Origin of the sequence: Helicobacter suis, assembly GCF_902196135.1 — a bacterium.
Lineage (GTDB): Bacteria > Campylobacterota > Campylobacteria > Campylobacterales > Helicobacteraceae > Helicobacter > Helicobacter suis_A.
Window position 1 is genome coordinate 147,433 of record NZ_CABIKE010000001.1, and the last position, 20,542, is coordinate 167,974.

Here is a 20,542-nt window from a genome sequence, read left to right on the forward strand (position 1 = left end):
ATTGAGCGAGAATACAGCAGAACTTGACATTTTCTTTGGTAATAGATTGGTCAAGGTAAGGGGACTAGCAGGACTAACAGAAGAACAGGTGAAGCGTTTGGAGCGTGTGGGGGTGGTGGTTTATTTGTATGCAAAAGCTAGAGAAAAAGATAATTTTGAATTTAAGTCTAATAACCTTCCTTTGATTAGAGAAGCATTTTGTAGCGCTCTTGAAGAATGTTGGGCTTCAGATCAAATTAGTTTAGATGAAATGGTGCAGGTTGCTAAGAATGAGCTGGGGACGGAGGAAGTTGAAGCTGTGTTGGCTGGGGATTATAGATTTGCTAATGTAGATCAACATATTCTATATATATTGCTTAACGAAGTGGGCGGGATAACAAATTCGGAGCTAACAGAAGAACAGGTGGAGAGTTTGGAGCGTGTGGGGGCGATGGTTTATTTTTATGTAAAAGCTAGAGAAAAAGATAATTTTGAATTTAAGATTAGTAATTTTCCTTTGATTAAAGAAGCATTTGCTAGCACTTTTTATCGTCTTATTTCAGGTGAAATTAGTTTAGGTAAAATGATGCAGGTTGCTAAGAATGAGCTGGAGGTAGAGGATGTACAAGCCTCGTTGAATGGGAATTATAAATTTTTAAGTAAAAAGGAATTTAACGCTGGCAATAACACTGTAAGGTCTGGCAAGGGCAATGATGAGGGCAAGCATGATAAAGGGCAAAACGCAGATCAGAGACGAGCAAATGCTAATCGGGGCGAGCAAAGAGGGGAGGGACAAAGAGAGGATAGCAAAAAAGCGATAGGGGGGGATAGCAAAAAGAGCGATAAGGGGTTATCTTTTATGAGAAATCCTAGAGATGGTTTTGATCCGCTCGAATTTAGCAATGCCCACCCGATTCTTTCTAAAACCCCGTTTTTAGGCTTTCTGTGTTTGGTTGTAGATGCGTTCCGCGTGGGTAAAAAAGTTATTTCTGAGACCTCTAAGCATGGCAGTCTTTTAGAATCGATTAAGGCTAACTCTAAGTATATTCTGCCCCCCACTAAAGAGTATTTGAGCGCAAAGTGGTTAGATAGGGTCAACACGGGCGAGTCGGTGGTTAATGAGATCACTCTGGCAAAACAACATAGAATTTTGGCTTACGAGGTTTTTAATGCCTCAGAGGGGTTGGCTGGGTTTGTAGCGGATTTGGCGTATAAGGCTACTAAGTATGCACAAGATTTAATCTCTGAAAGCGCGGATGTAGGAAAAGATGTAATGGCGCGGTGTGAAAAAGATATAGCGAGTTTAAAAAGCGTTTGCTTGGAAAAATGTTTTGATATATCTGCGCTTTGCAAGAAGTTAAATGGGATTAAGGCTAAAGGTATGGCGAGGTTAACACTGGGGACAGAAATTTTAGAGCGTATTGCTGAGCTAAACGAGGAAATGAAGCAGGGGTTTGCTAATATCCAGTGGAATAGTAATTATATTCGCTCGCGGATGTTGCAATCTGTGCGTTTGCAAGAATTTGATCGCCTCGTTAAAAATGTTGAGCTCACTAATGGGCACTACCATGCCTTTGATCAGGGGGAGGTTATCAAAGAGGCAGAGGCGATGTATCCAGAGGTTAAGGCAGAGTTTGATAAGGCTAGCGATGTTTTGAGCGAAGCGGGCAAGCGTATTTCAGGTGGTTTGGAGGGGCGTGTGGATAAAATAGAGGCGATGTTAGAGGCGTTGATGTCTAAAATGGATCAAGTTGTGGGCAAGAGCCAACGCCCGCCTGAACATGGTGGTGATGATCGTTGACTTGTGCGATGTGCGCGTTATAGCTGGCTGTAAAATGAGGGGTATTAAAACTTTGTGAGTTTATCTAATGGTTTGCAGATTAAAGCTCCCAAACCCTTAACTAAGCTCACAAGGAGGCTTAAAAGACTTGGAGAGCTTAAGAGTGGATAACAGCTTGAAAACCATAAAATAGCTAAGTCTTTAGCAGATGTGAGTATTTCTACCTTTAACACCTTGTTAGAGTAAAGGGCTAGGTATTTTAGCAAAGAGATTAAAAGGGCTAATCCTTTTTATCCAAGCTCTAGGACTTGTTCTGGTTGTGGGCATTTAAAAACAGATCTAAGCTTGAGTGATCGCGTGTATTCTTGCTCTCATTGTGATTTAGTTCTTGATAGAGATTATAATGCTAGTTTAAATCTAGCTAAACATTTAGTAGGTAAAGCTCTTGCTAAATTAGCCTAGCGGACATGACGGCTGTTGGCTAAAATTCCCAAGGGCTATTTTACCAAAAAGCCACCCCTTAACTTTTTCTTGTTAGAATGCTTGCCTTTTTAAACCTATTTTTAAGGAATTGTATGCGCGCATTTAAAACTTTTTTTTGGGCTATAACACTTACATTTCCCCTTTTAGCCTTAGATAACCCGCCTCCTCCCTTAATGGGCAAACAACACCCTATTAATCTTGAAGGTGTGGGGCATAAACATTTAAATATCGCCTATGCTAGCCAATCAAAAGCCCAAAAGCTAGATATTTATTTGCCCAAACAAGGCAAAGCCCCCTACCCAGTGATTTTAGCCATTCATGGGGGTGGGTTTGCCTTTGGGGATAAAAATAGCGGGGAAGTCAACCCTTCTATGCAAGCTCTTAAAAGAGGCTATGCTGTGATCTCGGCTAACTACCGCCTCTCTAAAGAAGCCCCTTTTCCCGCCCCTATTTTTGATCTTAAAGCAGCCGTGCGCTTTATTAAAGCCCACGCATCAGCCTACCATCTCAACCCTCGCATTATCATCGCTTGGGGCTATTCTGCTGGAGGTAATTTAGCTGCCATGCTAGGCACTACAGCAGGACATCCTGAGCTTGAGGATTTAAGTTTAGGCAATGCAAGGGAAAATAGCCACATAAGCGCGGTGATAGATTTTTATGGCCCCATTGATTTTAAAACTATGTATACACAAAAACAAGAAGCGCATATGCATTTGGGCAATCCAGATACTTCCCCTGAATCGCAATATCTAGGCCAACCCCTTAGTAAAATCAAAAACTTTGTAGATTTCTCCAGTCCACAAAGCTATGTCTGCAAAAAAAGCGTACCCTTTTTTATCATGCACGGACTTTCTGATCCTTTTGTACCTCCCAAACAAAGCGCTATTTTTGCTCAAGTTTTAGAAAAAGCTATTGGGACTAATCAAGTGCGCTTTGTGGCTCTCAAGGGAGCAGGGCATGGCGGAGCAGCCTTTGAAAAACCTCAAAATTTAAATTTAGTTTTTGATTTTCTTAAAGGTCTGCATTTAGCGCCTTAAAAATCTAAAGAAAAGCAAAACTAAAAACTCTAGGTCAAGGGCTTTAATTTCTATTTTAGATTAAATTTATAGAATAGCCCGCCTTGTTACATCATTTAGAAAGGAAAACATGAAAACCTTAGTTGTTCTAGCTCATCCAGATTTAAGTACTTCTCGTGTCAATAAGGCTTTGAAAAATGCCGTTGAGAACGAAGTTATTTGGAGTGATCTTTATGGTAAGTACAAAGACTTTAAGTTTAATATTCCAGCCGAACAAGAGCTTTTAGTACAAAGTAATAAAATTGTCTTCCAATTCCCTATCTTTTGGTATTCCTATCCACCCTTGCTTAAAAAATATTTTGATGATGTTTTTGCCTATGGTTTTGCTTATGGTTCTTCTGGACAGGCTTTAAAGGATAAAGAACTTGCGCTTTGTGTGAGTTTAGGCGGTAAAGAAGAAGCCTATAGCGCACAAGGGATGATGGGCTTTGGCTTAGAAGAACTGCTTAGCCCCTTTAAAGCCACTAGCAAATTTGTAGGGGCTAAATACGGGGGGCATTTGGCTGTTTTTGGGGCCACACAAGGCCTAAGCGATACAGAACTAGCCCAAAAATGCCAAGAATATAAAGGTTTTGTTGCTTAAAGTTTGTCTTGTACAACCCGTTTAAGCAGGGGTAGCTGGGCTTGCATGCACAGGTGCTTAGCTGCTTGGGCGGCTTTGATTTTAGCCTGCATGATTTGATCTAAATCTAGCGTATATAGGATTTTTAAAAGAGATTGGATCGTAAAGTCCACCCCCACTCTTCCAATCTCATAATTTTCTATTAAAGTTTTGATCTCTACTAGTGGCGTACTCAGAACACATAAAGCACTTTGGATATATTCAAAGAATTTATTAGGCAAAGCGTATAAATGATTAAGAGAATTATTAGGGAGGGTTAATAGCCCAATATCATAGCTTTGTGTTGAAGGAATGATAGATTCTAAGGGGAAGGGTTGTTTAAAATCTATAGGCAAACCTTGAGATTGGAGGGCTTTTAAACGGCTTTTAAAGTCTTGTAAAAAGCTAGGGTGTTTACTTAAACCTATAATTGTTAAATGATAGGGCAAGGGCAAATCTTTAAGCCCTTTAGCTAATTCTAATAGATTATCAGAATGGCGCTCTGGGGCTAAAAGACCATGGTAGATCAAGCGGATACATTTAGGGTTTATAGGACTTGCAGAGAGATTAGCATAAAAGGGCGTAGAGTAGATTGTGTAGTTATTTTCTAGCTTAAAATTTGGATAAGTTGTGGCATAGAGTTTAGCAATGGAGGCATTCACACTCATGGTTTTATGTACCTTAGGCAGATAGTGGTTACAGATATGGGCAAATAGGGGGGCTGTGAAATGATGGTGGTTAATTAGGGCGGGGTAAAACTCCCGTAAATCTACAATAAGAGGGGCGGTATTTTGTATCTGTTCTAAAATAGCCGGCAATAAGGCTAAATCCTCCACAAAGAGCGCTTTAATTTGAATACGCTTGCGGTGTAAGTTTTGTATGAGGGTTTTTAGTTTTTGAGCCATTTCTAGGCGATTTTTTGTCCATAAAAGAGGAGTGAAGTTTTTTTGTTCCACCCAAGTTTTTAATTGTTCTTGCTTGGCTTGGCTACGGCTAGCTGAATTTAGCAAAGGAGCAAAGGGGATAAAATGAGCGCTAAAATCACAAGGAGGCGGTGAGAGAATAAAAAATTGTGCTTTTGGATAAAGTTGCATGAGAGCTAAAGCTAAGCGTCTAGGTCTAGGGCTAGTAGATAAACTACTCTCAGAAACCATGATTAAGGCATTAATGGTTTTTTCCTTAAAATGGCATAACTAGCCGCTACTTTATTCTTGTAATAAATTTTAATTGTTGCATGTTTACTTTGTTCAATGAGGAATAAATCGCCTCCGGAATTAATCCCATAAAATTTTAAGCGCAGGGCCATTTTAGGGGAGGTGGTGTTGATAGTTTCAATCCCTCTTTTATGAAGGGCTAGGGCTAACTCTTTGGCCACATAGTGCGTGCTTACAAATTTATTATACCCTCCCCATAAAAACATGCTTTCTAATACCAATGTCCCAAAAACTAGACTATAACGGATATAGTAGTGGCTGCGGAAAATAGGCAGATGTAAGCGGATACTACTAAGGGCTTTTTGTAATAAAACAGGCATGCCAAGAGGCCCATAACTTAAAAATTCTGGGCTTAATTCTTGGCGCAAGGAGAGCAATAAAGGCAATAAAAACCCCACAGCCCCCACCACACCAATTAAACTATCTTGTTTATATTCCTTGATTGCTTGGGCATAAAGTGCGTAGGGGTAATAGATACACAAACAAGGCGAGTATAAAATGAGCATGGTAAAGAGTGTGTTTAAAAAAAAGCCCTGTGGCATGCCTGAGACAGATTTAAAGGCGTATAAATTAATCCATAAGGCTAGAAATAAGATCAGCATGTGTGTCATTTGCTTGTGTTTAAAGGCGTATAAAAAAAACCCGGTTAGTAAAACCACATAACTTGCATCTAAAAAGGCAACTACAAGACTTAAAACATAAAAAAGCCATGTTCTGTAAGCTAATAAAGATAAAAGCGAAAGTGTAATGAGTAAACTTGCCTTACCTAGTAAAATCGCCCCTAATTGCACTCCGGGTAATAAGGCAAAGGTAAGAGCGACAAAAAGGGGATCGTAGGGTTTTTGGGGTTTTTCTTTAAGGCTTAATATATAAATTAAAATGATGTTAAGCGCATGGAAAAATAGACCGGGTAAGCGCAAGGCTAGATCTTTTTGCAAGAAATAGGCTATTTTGACAAAGGTATGCAAAGCGCGTAATAAATAGCGATCTAATAAGAATTCAGGGGTGCTAAAATAAAGTAGCGCCTCTCTATAACTCACTGAAATTTCTAGACTTTTATAAACCCCCATAGCAAGGCTAGCAGCCACCACAAGGATTAAATAAACAAAGTAAAGAGGTTTATTAGAGCTACTTGGAAGACTCAATTTCTAGCCTATTTAGATCAACTAAACTATTTTTGATTTCTAATCGCAATTAAAACCCCCGAACACACAATAAGCCCCATGCCAATTCCTACCCACAAGCTTGGCCATGGATCTCCAAGCAAAATACCAAAAAGGGTACTCCAAAGAAGACGGCTATAAACCATAGGTGAGATAAGCCCGATAGGGGCAATCATGTAGGCTCTGGTTAAAAAATATTGCCCAAATACCCCGCTTAAACCAATACCAGCCAAGCGCCACAAATCCCAATGCCAAATATCCCCACTAAAGCGCATGGGGTGATAACCTGTAGCAAAGGGTGGCAAATGGATAAAAAAACCTAAAAAGCCCAAAAAACACATGCACGAGGCAACAGCAAAGACAATCAAAGAGCCGTCATAATATTCTTTTAAGCGGTGCAAACTTGAGTAGGCAATTGCCACAATCAAGCCATTAAGTACACCCGGGAAAATCTGTATCCATGTTAATCCGCTTGTGTGGGGGTTTGAGATCAAAATCACCCCAAACATTCCTAGTAAGCCTGCTAAAAATACCCGAAAACCCACCGGTTCTTTAAATAGAAAAAAGGCAATTGCAATAGAAAAGATAGGAGAACTTTGGTTAAAGGCAGTAGCATTTGCTAAGGACATAGTGTAAATGTTGTAGGAAAATAAAGACATGCCAAGCGCTCCTAAAGACATGCGCCATAATAAAAGTAAAGTAGCGCCTTTTTTGCGGGGCTTAAAACTAAAGGGTTTGAAACAATAAAAGATCATCAAAAATACTAGCATGAAAAAAGCGCGGTAAAAGATATTTTCAGAGGGGGAAAAATACCCGCTTGCTATCTTCATTAAAGCCCCCATGATTCCTAAAGCCAGCCCGCTTAAAAACATATACAATAAACCTAGTTTGATATTCATGATAAACTCCTAAAGGGCATATACTAACACGGATTGTTAAAGGCTTTGGAGGATTTTAAATAGCAAATCTTGATTCTGCAGAGCGCAAAGTTCTTTAGCAGCTTGGTTGGTGTTTTGCTTATAAAGTGTGATGTCTTCTAAGCGCAGCTGGTGCAAGGCTAGGGCTAAATCTTGTGGGCTACTTGTTTGGCTAACCACCCCGATTTCATAGCGCTTGATAATGGCTTGCATTTCAAAATTGGGTACAACACAGAGGGCTAAACGGCTTTGGATGTATTCAAAAAATTTATTGGGCATGGCGTATTTGATATTGAGATTGCGCGGTGGGCTAAAATAAAGCCCAATATCAAAAGCATTACTAAAGGGAATGATTTGTTTAAATTCCACAGGCGAGATAATCCGGATTTGTTCCATGTTTAGGATTTGTTTGAGCTCTTTTAAGCGTGCAGGAGTACCCACTAACATTAAAGTCAGAGAAAAGCGCTGATCGCCTAAAGTTTGTGTGAGATATTCCATCATGGGTTTAAGGATTTCAAAACTGCGGTTTAAACTAGCGCCCCCATGGTAGAGAATTTGGATTTTATGAGGGTTAGTAGGCGTGGGGGTGAGGGCGTGATAAAAGGGCATGGAGTAAAATACACTGCTTTGTATTCTCTTTTTAGCATAAAGCGCCTGCACGCCTTTAGAGACGCTTAAAATATGATCGCATTTTGGCATGTAGGTCTCAACTAAACGGGTAAAAAAACCTTTAAAAAGATAGCGCCAACGGATATTACTACTATCTTGATCGGGGTAGTATTCTCGCGCATCTAAGATCACCTTAGCCTGTTTTTTATAGGTTAACACAATGGGCAAAAGCACCAAATCAAAGCAAAAGATAAAATCAAAACTTGTTTCATTTAAAACCTCTATAATTTTTAAGCGGTTGGTGGTGTAGATGAGGGCATGATCGTTTTTTAACAATACATCTAAGTAAAGCTTACATTCTTGTAAAAAATTGCGTTTAGGATAGGGTGGATAGGTGAAAATTTGCGTGCCATTTTTAGATTCTAAAGGGGTTTTACTAATCCCCATGAGGCTTAAATGGTGTTGTCCTTCTAGAAGTTTATAGATACGATAAGGGCGCGGGCTAGTTAATGGATTAGCCGCCACAAGTAAAAGGGTTTTTGGTTTCAAAATATACGCTTTTATGAGGCATTATACAAAAAAGTAAGAGGGGATAGGTTTTGAACTTTAAGGCTAATGAACCTCTGGTATTGCTCGTGGATGGCAAGAAAGAGCCCTACAAACCAAGTATTTCCCGGCTTTGTTGGGTTTATAATCTATTCCAAGTAACCCTTGTTTATAGGCTTGAAAGGCATTTTCCTCTAGACTCCATCTTTTTTCAGACGGGCTAATTTTTCTGGTCAGTTTTGTTTTGCCTCCACAGCTTATAAAATCCCAAGTGTGCCCAAAAATCTCTACCTTGCCTTTATAAGAACAATCAATATCTTCAAAGCTTAAGCCATATTGATCGGCCTCTGGATCGCTTGGATATTCCTTAGAATTTAAGAAATACTTCTCCATGTCCTTTGTATTTTTTGGGTGGGGAAAACAAACGCCTCTTGCTACTTTTCCTGAGTTATTGACACAGCGATCATGTTTGGCATCATATTGCAAATCATGGGTTTTGCATATTTTTTTCAGATCTTCTACCCTCTGTAAAGAGAGAACATGTATCTCTCCTGTAGCTTTTTTGAGCCGTTTTAAGGGTTTATAAAAATAAGATTTGAGAAAAGAATCAAGCGTTGCTTGTTCAGGGGACTCATATAACTCATACATGTCTTCATTCCAGTTCCAGTAGTGATTTCTTGCCAGCAAAGGCAAGCACAAAATTAAGATGATGAGAAAATTTTTAAGATTCATAAATATCCTTTCTTTTACGACGCTTTGCGTGTATATATCCTGATCATGTAAATAAAATCCCTCTTAGAGGCGTTATTAATTTGATCTTAAGAGATACTTATCAAGAACGCTATATACTACCCAAATGAAAAAAATATTATGGATTTTTGTGCCCTTTAGCTTTTCTTGTTTGCAGGCTTATTGTTTTGAGGGTAAGGTAGATTCTAGTTTTAATACTTTTGCAGCTTTGGCCAAGTGGACTAAGCAACTTTTAGTGGAGGCGGGGAATAAAGGGCCTTCTGTTTCCTTTAAATGTGGTTATTTTAGTGTACTTGGAAACACGCAGTTTGGCGATTCATACTACACTTTCCTAGTCCTCTTTGCAGAAGCCTACCAATATAAGAAGAAAAAGGACGAAGGATTTTGTTTAGGGGTTATAGAGAAAAAAGGGGAGGAAAGCGTGCTTTATAAGGGCTTTTGCTTGGAGGGCTTTAGTCAAATAGATCTTCATAATACCAATAATCCTAAAGTCATTAACCTTGTTCTTTATAAAAATAAGGCGCTTCTTGTTGCACAAAAACCCCCAAAGCCAGATACAAAAAAACCTCTTGTAAATTACCTCACCTTCCAGTTTTTCAAAGATCGTTTTTATTTGACCCACTTCTCAGATAACACAAACATCTTTTTTAACCATGTAGGCCATGAGTTTCCCATGTATGCGGTTAATAACGCGCTTTTAAATGATCTCTTATCTAAACAAACAAATACGGAGTTCAGCAGAACAGATACTTACACAACAAAGATCACACTTGATGGTTTGCTTTACACGCTTATTAACCAGACTACAAGTGATCAATCTCAAAAGAAACTCTCTAGTTGTTTAGAAATTAAAAGGGGGAATACAACGCTACGGGGCAAATTTTGCTTAGATGGCTTAAGTAAGGCTAACTTTGTTTATAAGAAAAATTATATCACCCTAGAATTTTCAGGGCCTTTAGGCCATGAGATTAACCGCAAAGCCTATCTCACCTTTAAAGTGGTACGCGGGATTTTTTATTTGCACCAATACAGCGAGCAAAATTTTAAGGTCAATAAAGATGGCTCTATGAAAGTCTTAAAAACACAGATTATCTACTGCCAAAATAGAGACGATCCGCAAAACAAAAACCCTATCACGCTTGATACTCTTAATAGCAACTACCAACACCAACTACTTGAGCAATGCATCAAGCGGGGCTATTGTATGTAGCCCCAAGTGCGCTTATTTACTTGCCAAAGCGCCCGCCGGTAGTAGGATAACCATAAATTGAGCCATCTTTAATTTTCATGTGATCTTCCCAAGGCAATTTATATTTACCTGCAGCTAAGTCTTTGATATAGGTTAAACCGGCATCTGGTTCACCGCCCGGTTTAGCCACATATCCGCGGTGGCCTAAATTGTAGATATTATTTTCTAAACCCCAGCTCAAACGGGCGTTATCCGCCATTTTAGGATAAATTTCTCCGGTTACAATTTCCCATGGGTTTCTATGGCCTTGAACTAGGGTTGTACCATCAAAGTTACAGATTTGTCCTTCACCAAAATAGTAAAAGACATTATCATAACCGGCTAAATTCACACTCACGGTATACATCAGGTTATGCCATGCATTAGAGCGGTTGGTTAAAATCCATTGATCATTAACCTGTGTGCTATAACCTGAGATGCGGATATACACATTACAACCCTTATAAGCCGCCTCGCGTGCTAATTCTGGAATCATGCCATCATGGCAAATACACACAGCTAACTTAGATCCGCCCGGACCCTCACATACGGGCATACCTAAATCCCCCGGATACCAAGGCTCGATAGGATTCCAAGGAAAGAGTTTGCGGTATTTTAAAATGATTTCGCCCTTAGGGTTAATGATAATAGCGGTGTTATAGGGGTTTTTGTTGGGATCGGGATTGCGCTCCATAATAGAAAATACGCCAAAAACGCCCGCTTCTTTACAAGCTTTAGCATACATTTCTGTTTCTTTTCCCGGTACATCTAAAATAAATTCTTCACTGATCCATTTAGCGGTGTTTAAACCTTGCGTACTGTATTCAGGGAAAATAATGAGTTCTACACCCGGATAACCCGCTTTAGTGGCATGCAAGGTTCTAATAATGCTTTCAATGTTTTTATCAATATCTGCCCGGCCATTAACCACAGGAACGGGAAACTGAATTGCTGCGACTAAAAACCCTTCAATGGGTTTGCCCATACTGCCAATACTGCCCATGAAAACTCCTTAGAATAAGATAAGTGGCCTAGCCACAAAAGCATACTAGGGCAGCAGTTCTAATTGAGGGTAAATAAGAAAGGGGTAACTTTTTTTGAGGTGTAGTTTATTGCGCCCCCACCCCCTCCTAGTAGATTTTTAAGATTTTTTAGTGGTGTTTCTGATGTATTGATCAGCTAAATACAAGCCATGCCCACTTTCACCCATCAACTTGATTTTATCCAAGAGATTTTTAAAGAGCACTTCTTCTTCATGCTGTTCAGCCACATACCATTGCAAAAAGTTAAAAGTAGCGTAATCTTTGTGATTTAGCATGTGATCTACCAAAGTGTTGATAGAGTGGGTGATGTGTTGTTCATGCTTATAAGCTTTTTCAAAGATTTCTACTAAACTTTGAAACGCATGCTCGGGGGCTTTCACTTCCTTGAGGTGTACGCCTACTTCATTTTCATTTAAATAGGTGATGATTTTAGTCGCATGGGCGTATTCATCACTTGCATGATCAAATAAAAACAACCCAGCTCCATCAAAACTATGGGTATAACACCAAGAACTCATGCTCATATACAAATTAGCAGAATAAAACTCATCCATCACTTGGCTATTGAGCAACTTAACGGTTTCTTGAGGCAACATAAAAACTCCTTTTACTAATTTTGTATCATTATTATATACTAAATGAGAAAACAAAGTCAAGAGTTTTTGCCTAATTTTTCTTATAATTTTATATATTTTGAGAATTTAAAGAGCAACGCAGAATTGAGTTACATAATAGGCTAAAAGAGAAAAGATATAGGCTACAGCTGTAGTAAAGACGAATAAATAGAGTACAAACTTAGTCCCGCCTGCTTCTTTGCCAAAGGTAATGGTGGCCGCAAAGCAGGGAATATAAAACATGATAAAAACAATAAAGGCAATAGCTGAGGGCAAACTTACATTTTGGGCTAGGGTTTTTCTAAAGCGCATTTGATCTTGGGGGTTATTGCCCAAAGAGTAAAGCACGCCCAAAGTAGAGACAACCACCTCTTTAGCCATAAAGCCGGTAACTAATGAAATAGAGAGTTGCCAATTAAAATCCATAGGTTTAAAAACGCCATGGATAGCCTGCCCTATGCGCCCTACTAGACTATACTCGAGATTGCTTTTTTGTAAGTTTTCTTCTAGCAGATTAAGGGCTTGTTCTTGTTTGGGAGTTTCTAGGGGGTGGGCTTTGAGCTCCTTATATGCGGTTTTATAAGTTGTAAGCGCTTGGGGGTCTTTAGGATATTGCGAGGCAAACCAAATCAAAAGAGCTCCGGCTAAAATATAAGTACCTGCCTTTTTAAGATAAGAAAGAGATCGTGTATAAATACTCATCCAGATCACTTTAGGGCTTGGCATGCGATATTTTGGCATTTCCATAACAAAGGATTCTTCTTGCCCTCTAAAAACACTGAGTTTAAGAAATTTTGCCATGAAAAGCGCGACTAATGCCCCGGTTATATAAATCATGAATAGCACAAAAGAGGCGTATTTATCAGGGAAAAATGTCCCTACAAAGAGTACATAAATAGGTAGCCTTGCGCTACAACTCATAAAACCAATGACAAAGAGAGTAATGAGCCTTTCATGCTGGTTTTGTAGCGTTCGAGTTGCCATGTAAGCAGGTACAGAACAGCCAAAGCCTGTAACAAGCGGGATAAAACTTTTACCATGCAAGCCAAACTTATGGAAAATCCCGTCTAAAAGAAAAGCGACGCGACTCATGTAGCCTGTGGCCTCTAGGAGTGAAATACCCAAATAAAGCACCATAATGAGTGGCAAAAAGGAGAGTACCGCTCCCACTCCACCGATGATTCCATCGCCTAAAAGTGAACCTAAACTTGCATTACTGATATGTGTTTTAAGATAATCACTTAGTAGAGTAAACCCCGTTTCTATAAAACCCTGTAAACCTCCCCCTAGCAAAAAGCTTAAAGAAAACACTAAAAACATCAGCGCTAAAAAGATAGGGATACCATACACCTCGTGCATGAGGTATTTATCAATGGCTTTTGTGTAGTTAGTAGAAGCGGGGGTTTGTTTACAAACTTGTTTGGCTAGTTGTTTACTAAACTTAAGGGTTTCTTGGTTGAGAATGACAGAAAGAGAGCCTTCTTTTAAGGCATGGCATAAACGCTTTTCTGCTTGTTCTTTGAGTTGTATAACAAGCTCTAATGGATTTAAAACACTCTGTGGCAAAGCCTGCTCTAATAAAAGATAAGCGCCTTGTTCTAGGCTAAGATTATGCGAATTTAAGTAAGCATGCAAATTTTCTAAGGGCTTGGTGTTAAGCTGTTTGGCTAAATGATTTAATTCTAGTTTAAAGGCCGGGCTATAGGTGATTGTGGGGGGGGTGTAGGCTTGCTGGTGTAGTGTGATGAGGTGTTCTAGGATTTTTTCTGTATTTAGATGCGTGTGAGCGGAGGTAGAAATGCAGGGAGCGCCTAGAGTTTTAGAAAGCATTTTAGTATCAATTTCTAGCCCTTCTTTACATGCTTCATCCCACATATTAAGGGCGATGAGAATTTTATGTTGCCTATTTAAAAGCTGAGTGGTGAGGGTGAGGTTGCGCTCTAAATTGGTACAATCTAATACATTTAAGATCAAATCATAATGTTCATGTTCTAAAAAGCGCTTGGTGATTTTTTCCTCAATAGTAAAATCATTGAGCGCATAAATACCGGGTAAATCAATAATATTGATTGTATAGCCACCATAAGTAACGCTAATTTCTGTTTTTTCTACGGTAACCCCTGCAAAATTACCCACTTTTAAATGCGCGCCACTAATAGCATTAATGAGCGAACTTTTCCCTACATTGGGCTGTCCTACTAGTGCAACAACGATAGTTTCCATAAAGCTAAAACCCTTAATTCTATTATGATTATCAAAATTATAACTAACTGATTATACCCAAATTACGCCACTTTTAGCACTTGCGCCATAAAACCTTTAAGCCTATTTTTAAAGTTATAGATTAGTAGAGTGAGTAGCAACACTAAGTTACAAGTTAAAAAAACCTCACTCTTTTAAATTAGCTAGTTGTAGTATCTGGCAACTCCCTTCAATTAAATCAAAGATTTTTAATAACCCCTGTAATTCGCGGTGATACACCACAATCCCACAACCTCTAATAAAAATAAAATGCTGTTTGCTAGTTTGCAAGTAGTGTAAAATATCTGTAGAGCATCGATCCCGCCAATCTTTATAATTTTTAGGATCATAGATTTCAATTTTTTGCCCTAAGAGCGAACAACCTAAATAATCTTTAGGGATTAGATAATCATGGTTTAATGAGTAGGCAATAGCATGGGGAGGTCTTGCATAGGCAATAAAACGGGCTTCTGTAAAATACTGGTAGATACTTGCATGGATACTTGTATCCATGCTTGATTCTTGCCAGCGATAATCTAACTTGTCATGTAAGATAATAAAAGACTCTTCATCTAAATTATCAAAGACGGCGTTATTTTTATTAATGATAAAACGAGTAGCGCCCATGCGCGCTGAAATAGAACCGCGAAAGATGCTAAAAAACCCTTTGCGAAACATAGAAAGCGAGACTTTTTGGAGTTGCTCTAATAACTTTTGATCCACTTCGCGTACATAGACATTCATGGCAAAGATTCTAACACATCTAATTTAAAGGGGGTAGACCATTTAAGTAGGACACTACTTCCATGCGCTAAAGAAGTCTTGATTGGGAGAGATAAAACCTGAGATTCAAGCATGAGAGTAAGCGTATTGGCATCGCTATTTAAGACTTTAGCGAGTAATCCGTCATTACAATGCGTGGGGATTTTTATTTGGCACACATGGCGCTTTGTTTGTTCTTGTATGCATACAAGAATATCAGCCATTTTATAGGCTTCTATTGGGTCGTGGGTGATTATAAAAGTTGTGAGATTAAAATGCGCACTTAAAGACTTGATCTCTTCTTGTAATTTTGCACGCATGTTTAAATCAAGAGCGTTAAGCGGTTCATCTAAACATAAAATTCCTTGTGGGCTATCAAGCGCTCTAAGAATGGCACGCCCTAAGGCAATTCTTTGGGCTTGTCCACCTGAGAGGGTGTTAATTTTGCGTTTTAAAAGCCCTTTTAATTCCATTAAATCAATAATGGCATGTATTTTTTCTAGATCGCGCTTATTAGCAAAGGTGATATTTTGATACACATTTAAATGGGGAAACAGCCCATAATCTTGGAAGACAAAGCCTACGCGGCGTTTTTGAGGGGGAATATAGATTTTTTGATCCGTATCTAGCCACACTTCCTCATTCAAACAAATCCGCCCGCTATCTGGCTTTTCTAATCCAGCTAATATACGCAACAAAGTACTTTTACCCGCTCCAGATTTGCCTAAAATCCCTATAATTTGCGGGGTTTTTAATTTAAGATTAATTTCTAAATCAAAATCCCCACCAGCGCCACTAAGCTGCTTTTTAACCGCTATCTCTAGCACCATGCCCCCTTTTTGCTATTTTAAGAAAGACTTAAGTCTAAGGCTATAGTGCAGATGATAGAGGGTAAAATCAAGCCCGTTAGCCTCCAAAGCTAAATGTGGCTTAAAGGCAGCGTAAGAACCTTTGAAATCTTGCTTTTTAGCGTCTAAATAGGCGCGCGCATAGTTATCTTCTGTATAAAGGGGCTCGCCAATAATAGGAAAGCCTAACGCACTTAAATGCAGGCGAATCTGGTGTGTACGCCCCGTGAGTGGGGAAATTTGGAGTAAAGTTTGGTTATTAAAAACATCAAAGCAAAGGATTTTAATAGTAGTGGCGCTAAACTTGCCTTGCTTATGGATTTGTGATCGCACACCTAGATCGCCTCGCAAATTAGAGGGCTCTAAAATGGGCAAAATGACACTAAAATCCCCGCTCGCATAGCTATACATATTTCCTTGTACTAAGGCGGTGTATGTTTTAATGATTTGGTGGTTGCTAAAGAGGGCGCGTAAACTCTTTTCATGTTCTTTATTCTGGCTTACTAAAATAATGCCGCTAGTTTCATAATCAAGGCGGTGGATTAAGCGCGCTTCTTGGTTATGGCTATAAACACTCTCATAAAGGCTAAAGCTGTGGTAGTTTTTAGGGTGGGAGTAGAGATTTTTAGGCTTGTAGTAGGCCTCAAAAAAGGGAGTAGAGAAAAAGGGCTTATACAGGGCTGAGGGGAGTGCTTTAAAAAAAGTAAGGGCGATTAAACCTTGAATGTTTTGGGATTTTTTAAGAGGGCTTTGATCTAGGGCTTGCAAACGACCCCTATCAATATGGCTTTGGGCTTTGGCAACACTACAACGCAGGGTATTTGCGACAAATTTCCATGCCTTAATGGGTTCTTTAATCTCAAAGATTTGGCGTACAAAGGGCATTACATGCAGGCTTGCACAAAGGCTTTTAAAAGAGGATTAGGGGCAATAAGACGGGAGGTAAACTCAGGGTGATATTGCACCCCTACATAAAAGGGGTATTTTTCTAAAGCCATAGCTTCAATCACAACTTGCCCATTTGTATCCACACTCTGCCCCATAACTTTAAGCCCATATTGTTCGTAATCTTTAAGATAGCTCTTGTTAATGGTGTAGCGGTGGCGGTGGCGCTCCTCTATTTCTAAAGTGTTGTAGGCTTTAGCAAGAATAGAGTTTTCTTTGAGGGTGATTTTATGCGTGCCAAGGCGCATGCTAGAACCCTTAAGGGTGGTGTTTTCTTGTGTTTGGAGTAAATCAATGACCTTATGCGGGGTGTCTTGTTTAAATTCTAAAGAGTGCGCGCCTTTTAAACCTAGTACCTCCCTTGCAAATTCTACGACCATGAGTTGTGCTCCCAGACACACGCCTAAAAAGGGCATTTTATTTTCTCGTGCATGCGTGATAGCCTGTATCATTCCCTCCACCCCACGCCCTCCAAATCCACCGGGTACTAAAACCCCCTGCATGCCCTGCATTTTTAAAGCCACCCTTTGTTTTAACTGCTCTATGCTTTCCCCCTCTTTGAGTTCTAACTCCTCACTATTGATAAAAACCACCTCTACTTTAACCTGTAAATGCGCCCCCACGCAAACCATGCTCTCTAAATAGCTTTTATAAGATTCGCTTAAATGGGTGTATTTACCCACAAAGGCAATAGAAATCGTGCGTTGCGGGCTAAGGATATTGTGCACTAGATCTTCCCAGATTTGTAGCTCTCTTTGATCTAAGGAGGCTTGCATAGAGAAATGTGCAAAGAGGGCTTTAAGTAGCCCCTCTTGTAAATAATTAGAAGGGCAGGCATAAATACTAGGGGCGTCTTTGGCTTGAATCACATTTTCCACGCACACATCACAGCTACTTGCAATCTTAGCCTTCAAATCTGCTCCCAAATCCTGAGCACAGCGGGCTAAAATAATATTAGCGCTCACCCCCAAACGGCGCAACTCAATAATAGAGTGCTGGGTTGGTTTGGTTTTAAGCTCCTGACTGGTGGCAATGAAGGGTACTAAAGTAACATGGATATTAGCCACTTGTACACTGCCTAGAGTGTTTTTAAGCTCACGGATAGCCTCTAAGTACACCATTCCCTCAATATCTCCCACAGTACCCCCCACTTCCACGATTAAAAAATCCTTCCCCTGCCCTAGTTTTAAAATGCGCTCTTTGATCTCCTCTACGATATGAGGAATCACCTGTATTGTTTTGCCTAAATATTTCCCCTGCCTTTCCTTTTCAATTACGCTTAAATAAATTTGCCCTGTAGTGAAATTATTCTCTTTAGAAAAGTTTTTATTTAAAAAGCGCTCATAATGCCCAATATCTAAATCTGTCTCGCTCCCATCAGCGGTTACAAAAACCTCGCCATGTTCAAAGGGGCTAAGCGTACCCGGATCAATGTTGATATAAGGATCAATTTTTAAAATATCTACTTTAAAATGACAGAGTTTAAGCAAATGGGCTAGTGAGCTACTAGCTACGCCCTTGCCTAAAGAACTTAATACCCCACCTGTAATAAAAATAAAACGCGTGTGCATGTCCCTTCCTTTTTGGATTTAATAAAGGTCTACAACTAAATAATTTGTCTTTTGATCAATCTTATACTTATACTGCCCATCTAAGATAATAAAAAAGCGATAAAAATTATCATGGGTTTCTAGCGCGATCTGCTCTACATATTTTTGATCCACCACAAGCCGTTTATCAAAACTTTCCTCGCCTCGATCAATGTCTAGTACCAAACGATAGGGTTTTGTCAAGATAAAAGAGCGCTGGATTTTAGCAGCGGTGCGCAGATAAAGCTTATTTTTATGAGCCCAAAAATCAAAATTACCTATATGATAGATATTTTCCTTAGGGCCTAAAATAGCCCCTTCTTGGCTGAATGTGAAAGGATAGTGCCAGTCAATATACTGGTTAACATCAATTGTTTTTGTATGCATTGAGGCATCTAAATCTTTATAAGTGAGGGTGATTTTAGTGAGTACTCTAGCAGTGGTTGGTAAAGTGATTTTGACATGCCTAAAATAATCTGGTATCTCATCTCCTAAATGATTTGTCATGTTATTTCCAGACTTCATCAGCGGTTCAAAAGGATCTTCACGAGCAATTAAAGCCCCTAGCAATAAAAGTACACATAATTGTTTTAACATCAAATACCCATCATCTTTTAGGAGGCTCTAACTCTTTGAGTTCAAAGAGCTGTTTTTGGAGTTTAGCATTTTCATATTGCAGATTTTGTACGCGGGCTTGTAAATCATTTTGTTTGCGTTTGAGGGCTAAAAGCACCTCAATAGAACTATCCCCAAAAAGCAAACTCCCAATATACATTCCAAAAGCAACAATGAGTGAAAACCCCAGCAACACACCCCTATAAATATAGAGAAATTGCCAAGTTTTACCCATTTATTCCCCTTCTGGCATAGCCCACTCTACATCAGACTTATTAAAAAGTTTTTCTTTAATTTTACCAGCAATTTCTGTTGCTAAATCCCCGTCATTCTTTAAGCTTAACTTAGCTGCTTCTCTTCCCTGCCCTAATTTTTTATCCAGATAGCTAAACCACGCCCCGCTTTTTTCTATCACCTCTAGCTTAACGCCATAGTCAATTAATTCCCCCGCTTGGCTAATCCCATCTCCATACATAATATCAAATTCCGCCTCTTTAAAAGGGGGCGCTACTTTATTTTTAACCACCTTGACTCTTACGCGATTACCAATGGGGTGTTCGTTTTGTTTAAGAGTAGCGATGCGGCGGATGTCTATGCGTACACTGGCATAAAATTTAAGCGCATTGCCCCCTGTGGTGGTTTCAGGACTTCCATAGCCCATAGTTCCAATTTTCATGCGAATCTGGTTGATAAAAATTAAGGTGGTGTTCATTTTGTGTAAAATTCCGGTGATCTTGCGCAAGGCCTGACTCATCAAGCGCGCCTGCAAACCTACATGTTGATCGCCCATGTCGCCTTCAATTTCTGCGCGGGGAGTGAGCGCGGCTACTGAATCTACTACAATCACATCTACTGCTCCACTGCGCGCTAAAGTCTCTAAAATTTCTAGGGCTTCTTCTCCGGTATCTGGTTGAGAAATGAGTAAATTATCTGTATCCACCCCTAATTTTTTGGCATACTGCACATCTAAAGCATGCTCGGCATCAATAAAGGCACAAGTGCCCCCCTCTTTTTGTGCCTGCGCGATAATATGTAAAGTCAGGGTGGTTTTCCCGCTTGATTCTGGTCCATAAACCTCTACAATGCGCCCCTTAGGCACGCCCCCAATCCCTAAAGCCATATCTAAACCTAGCGATCCAGTAGAGGTAGCCTCAATGTGCTCAATTTCTTTATCGCCCAAACGCATCAGCGCCCCCTTACCAAATTGCTTATCAATCTGTTTAATCGCTAACTCTAACGCCTTTTGTTTTTGTTCGTCCACAACAACCCCTTACTCAAATTTTACAGCCAAAGATTTTAACAAAAAATGACTAAAACTAACTTACATAGGCGGTTTTAAACAAAGGTTTATTTTTTATATGGCAGAATTGGGGCAATTTTTGTGATTTTTGGGAGAGGATGCGCGGTATTGCGGTGGCTTTAATAGTGGCGCTGTGTTATGCGGGGTGCTTACAACCCATGCAAGACCCCCAAGATGAAAAAGTAGACTCGCAGGTACGCTGTGGCTTTGGCTCTAGTGGGTGTTAAGCTCAAATGTTA

21 protein-coding genes are annotated in these 20,542 nt (G+C 39.6%); 6 read left to right on the forward strand and 15 right to left on the reverse strand.

Annotated elements, in window-relative coordinates:
• The first annotated feature begins 1 nt into the window (after position 1).
• The 4 genes from G6Q06_RS00730 (at position 2) to G6Q06_RS00745 (ending at position 3,901) form a co-directional block, all read left to right on the forward strand.
• Positions 2 to 1,780 (forward strand): hypothetical protein, encoded by a 1,779-nt coding sequence (locus G6Q06_RS00730; RefSeq protein ID WP_163565401.1) that lies wholly within the window; start codon positions 2 to 4, stop codon positions 1,778 to 1,780.
• A 249-nt stretch (positions 1,781 to 2,029) separates the two neighbouring features.
• Positions 2,030 to 2,221 (forward strand): zinc ribbon domain-containing protein, encoded by a 192-nt coding sequence (locus G6Q06_RS08815; protein ID WP_163565485.1) that lies wholly within the window; start codon positions 2,030 to 2,032, stop codon positions 2,219 to 2,221.
• A 113-nt stretch (positions 2,222 to 2,334) separates the two neighbouring features.
• Positions 2,335 to 3,279: an alpha/beta hydrolase gene (locus G6Q06_RS00740; protein ID WP_163565402.1), complete on the forward strand. Its 945-nt coding sequence runs from the start codon at positions 2,335 to 2,337 to the stop codon at positions 3,277 to 3,279.
• Between the two features lie 109 nt (positions 3,280 to 3,388).
• Positions 3,389 to 3,901, forward strand: coding sequence for an NAD(P)H-dependent oxidoreductase (locus tag G6Q06_RS00745; protein ID WP_163565403.1), 513 nt, complete (start codon positions 3,389 to 3,391; stop codon positions 3,899 to 3,901).
• On the opposite strand, the gene G6Q06_RS00750 is transcribed toward G6Q06_RS00745, so the two are convergent.
• The 5 genes from G6Q06_RS00750 to G6Q06_RS00770 all read right to left on the reverse strand — a co-directional run bounded on the left by G6Q06_RS00750 (position 3,898) and on the right by G6Q06_RS00770 (position 9,100).
• Positions 3,898 to 5,073, reverse strand: coding sequence for a glycosyltransferase family 4 protein (locus G6Q06_RS00750; RefSeq protein ID WP_163565404.1), 1,176 nt, complete (start codon positions 5,071 to 5,073; stop codon positions 3,898 to 3,900). The genes G6Q06_RS00745 and G6Q06_RS00750 overlap by 4 nt on opposite strands.
• Before the next feature lie 2 nt (positions 5,074 to 5,075).
• The gene (locus G6Q06_RS00755; protein WP_163565405.1) at positions 5,076 to 6,278 is read right to left on the reverse strand and encodes a hypothetical protein; all 1,203 of its coding nucleotides are present in this window, start codon (positions 6,276 to 6,278) and stop codon (positions 5,076 to 5,078) included.
• Between the two features lie 26 nt (positions 6,279 to 6,304).
• On the reverse strand, positions 6,305 to 7,195 hold the full coding sequence (locus G6Q06_RS00760; protein ID WP_163565406.1) for a DMT family transporter: 891 nt from the start codon (positions 7,193 to 7,195) through the stop codon (positions 6,305 to 6,307).
• 36 nt (positions 7,196 to 7,231) lie between these two features.
• A complete protein-coding gene (locus tag G6Q06_RS00765; protein WP_240329129.1) occupies positions 7,232 to 8,371 on the reverse strand; it encodes a capsular biosynthesis protein in 1,140 nt (379 codons plus the stop codon).
• A 63-nt stretch (positions 8,372 to 8,434) separates the two neighbouring features.
• On the reverse strand, positions 8,435 to 9,100 hold the full coding sequence (locus G6Q06_RS00770; RefSeq protein WP_163565407.1) for a hypothetical protein: 666 nt from the start codon (positions 9,098 to 9,100) through the stop codon (positions 8,435 to 8,437).
• Positions 9,101 to 9,248: 148 nt separating this feature from the next.
• On the opposite strand from G6Q06_RS00770, the gene G6Q06_RS08460 reads away from it, so the two are divergent.
• Positions 9,249 to 10,328 (forward strand): hypothetical protein, encoded by a 1,080-nt coding sequence (locus tag G6Q06_RS08460; protein WP_240329130.1) that lies wholly within the window; start codon positions 9,249 to 9,251, stop codon positions 10,326 to 10,328.
• 16 nt (positions 10,329 to 10,344) lie between these two features.
• Here the strand turns inward: G6Q06_RS08460 and G6Q06_RS00780 are convergent, their stop codons facing one another.
• The 10 genes from G6Q06_RS00780 to recA all read right to left on the reverse strand — a co-directional run bounded on the left by G6Q06_RS00780 (position 10,345) and on the right by recA (position 20,264).
• Positions 10,345 to 11,349 (reverse strand): formamidase, encoded by a 1,005-nt coding sequence (locus G6Q06_RS00780; protein WP_163533024.1) that lies wholly within the window; start codon positions 11,347 to 11,349, stop codon positions 10,345 to 10,347.
• 138 nt (positions 11,350 to 11,487) lie between these two features.
• Entirely contained in the window at positions 11,488 to 11,985 is a 498-nt protein-coding gene (locus tag G6Q06_RS00785) for a ferritin (protein WP_163533023.1), read from the reverse strand.
• Between the two features lie 105 nt (positions 11,986 to 12,090).
• Entirely contained in the window at positions 12,091 to 14,226 is a 2,136-nt protein-coding gene (gene feoB / locus G6Q06_RS00790; protein WP_163565408.1) for a ferrous iron transport protein B, read from the reverse strand.
• A gap of 165 nt (positions 14,227 to 14,391) precedes the next feature.
• Positions 14,392 to 14,988 carry a class II aldolase and adducin N-terminal domain-containing protein gene (locus tag G6Q06_RS00795; RefSeq protein WP_205426632.1) on the reverse strand — a complete coding sequence of 199 codons (597 nt, stop codon included), beginning with the start codon at positions 14,986 to 14,988 and terminating at the stop codon, positions 14,392 to 14,394.
• Entirely contained in the window at positions 14,985 to 15,833 is an 849-nt protein-coding gene (locus G6Q06_RS00800) for an ATP-binding cassette domain-containing protein (protein ID WP_163565409.1), read from the reverse strand. The genes G6Q06_RS00795 and G6Q06_RS00800 overlap by 4 nt, the downstream gene beginning before the upstream one ends.
• A gap of 15 nt (positions 15,834 to 15,848) precedes the next feature.
• Positions 15,849 to 16,739 (reverse strand): pseudouridine synthase family protein, encoded by an 891-nt coding sequence (locus G6Q06_RS00805; protein WP_163565410.1) that lies wholly within the window; start codon positions 16,737 to 16,739, stop codon positions 15,849 to 15,851.
• Positions 16,739 to 18,370 (reverse strand): CTP synthase, encoded by a 1,632-nt coding sequence (locus tag G6Q06_RS00810; RefSeq protein WP_205435698.1) that lies wholly within the window; start codon positions 18,368 to 18,370, stop codon positions 16,739 to 16,741. Before G6Q06_RS00810 ends, G6Q06_RS00805 begins: the two co-directional genes overlap by 1 nt.
• 18 nt (positions 18,371 to 18,388) lie before the next feature.
• On the reverse strand, positions 18,389 to 18,985 hold the full coding sequence (locus tag G6Q06_RS00815; protein WP_240329131.1) for an AMIN domain-containing protein: 597 nt from the start codon (positions 18,983 to 18,985) through the stop codon (positions 18,389 to 18,391).
• A 10-nt stretch (positions 18,986 to 18,995) separates the two neighbouring features.
• Complete coding sequence (locus G6Q06_RS00820; RefSeq protein ID WP_163534291.1) at positions 18,996 to 19,238, reverse strand: hypothetical protein; 243 nt, start codon at positions 19,236 to 19,238, stop codon at positions 18,996 to 18,998.
• On the reverse strand, positions 19,239 to 20,264 hold the full coding sequence (gene recA, locus G6Q06_RS00825) for a recombinase RecA (protein WP_163498746.1): 1,026 nt from the start codon (positions 20,262 to 20,264) through the stop codon (positions 19,239 to 19,241). It abuts the gene before it with no gap.
• 137 nt (positions 20,265 to 20,401) lie between these two features.
• Here recA and G6Q06_RS08680 point away from each other — a divergent pair, with 137 nt between their 5' ends.
• Positions 20,402 to 20,530, forward strand: coding sequence for a hypothetical protein (locus G6Q06_RS08680; RefSeq protein ID WP_275896936.1), 129 nt, complete (start codon positions 20,402 to 20,404; stop codon positions 20,528 to 20,530).
• Positions 20,531 to 20,542 lie beyond the last annotated feature (12 nt).

Bases quoted from the DNA above. Each gene is read 5' to 3' on its own strand.
- G6Q06_RS08680 (WP_275896936.1), top strand. From the start codon at position 20,402: ATGCGCGGTATTGCGGTGGCTTTAATAGTGGCGCTGTGTTATGCGGGG.
- G6Q06_RS00780 (WP_163533024.1), bottom strand. From the start codon at position 11,349: ATGGGCAGTATTGGCAGTATGGGCAAACCCATTGAAGGGTTTTTAGTC.
- G6Q06_RS00750 (WP_163565404.1), bottom strand. From the start codon at position 5,073: ATGGTTTCTGAGAGTAGTTTATCTACTAGCCCTAGACCTAGACGCTTA.
- G6Q06_RS00785 (WP_163533023.1), bottom strand. From the start codon at position 11,985: ATGTTGCCTCAAGAAACCGTTAAGTTGCTCAATAGCCAAGTGATGGAT.
- G6Q06_RS00795 (WP_205426632.1), bottom strand. From the start codon at position 14,988: ATGAATGTCTATGTACGCGAAGTGGATCAAAAGTTATTAGAGCAACTC.
- G6Q06_RS00820 (WP_163534291.1), bottom strand. From the start codon at position 19,238: ATGGGTAAAACTTGGCAATTTCTCTATATTTATAGGGGTGTGTTGCTG.
- G6Q06_RS00815 (WP_240329131.1), bottom strand. From the start codon at position 18,985: ATGTTAAAACAATTATGTGTACTTTTATTGCTAGGGGCTTTAATTGCT.
- G6Q06_RS00760 (WP_163565406.1), bottom strand. From the start codon at position 7,195: ATGAATATCAAACTAGGTTTATTGTATATGTTTTTAAGCGGGCTGGCT.
- G6Q06_RS00810 (WP_205435698.1), bottom strand. From the start codon at position 18,370: ATGCACACGCGTTTTATTTTTATTACAGGTGGGGTATTAAGTTCTTTA.
- G6Q06_RS00805 (WP_163565410.1), bottom strand. From the start codon at position 16,739: ATGCCCTTTGTACGCCAAATCTTTGAGATTAAAGAACCCATTAAGGCA.
- G6Q06_RS00770 (WP_163565407.1), bottom strand. From the start codon at position 9,100: ATGAATCTTAAAAATTTTCTCATCATCTTAATTTTGTGCTTGCCTTTG.
- G6Q06_RS00740 (WP_163565402.1), top strand. From the start codon at position 2,335: ATGCGCGCATTTAAAACTTTTTTTTGGGCTATAACACTTACATTTCCC.
- G6Q06_RS00745 (WP_163565403.1), top strand. From the start codon at position 3,389: ATGAAAACCTTAGTTGTTCTAGCTCATCCAGATTTAAGTACTTCTCGT.
- feoB (WP_163565408.1), bottom strand. From the start codon at position 14,226: ATGGAAACTATCGTTGTTGCACTAGTAGGACAGCCCAATGTAGGGAAA.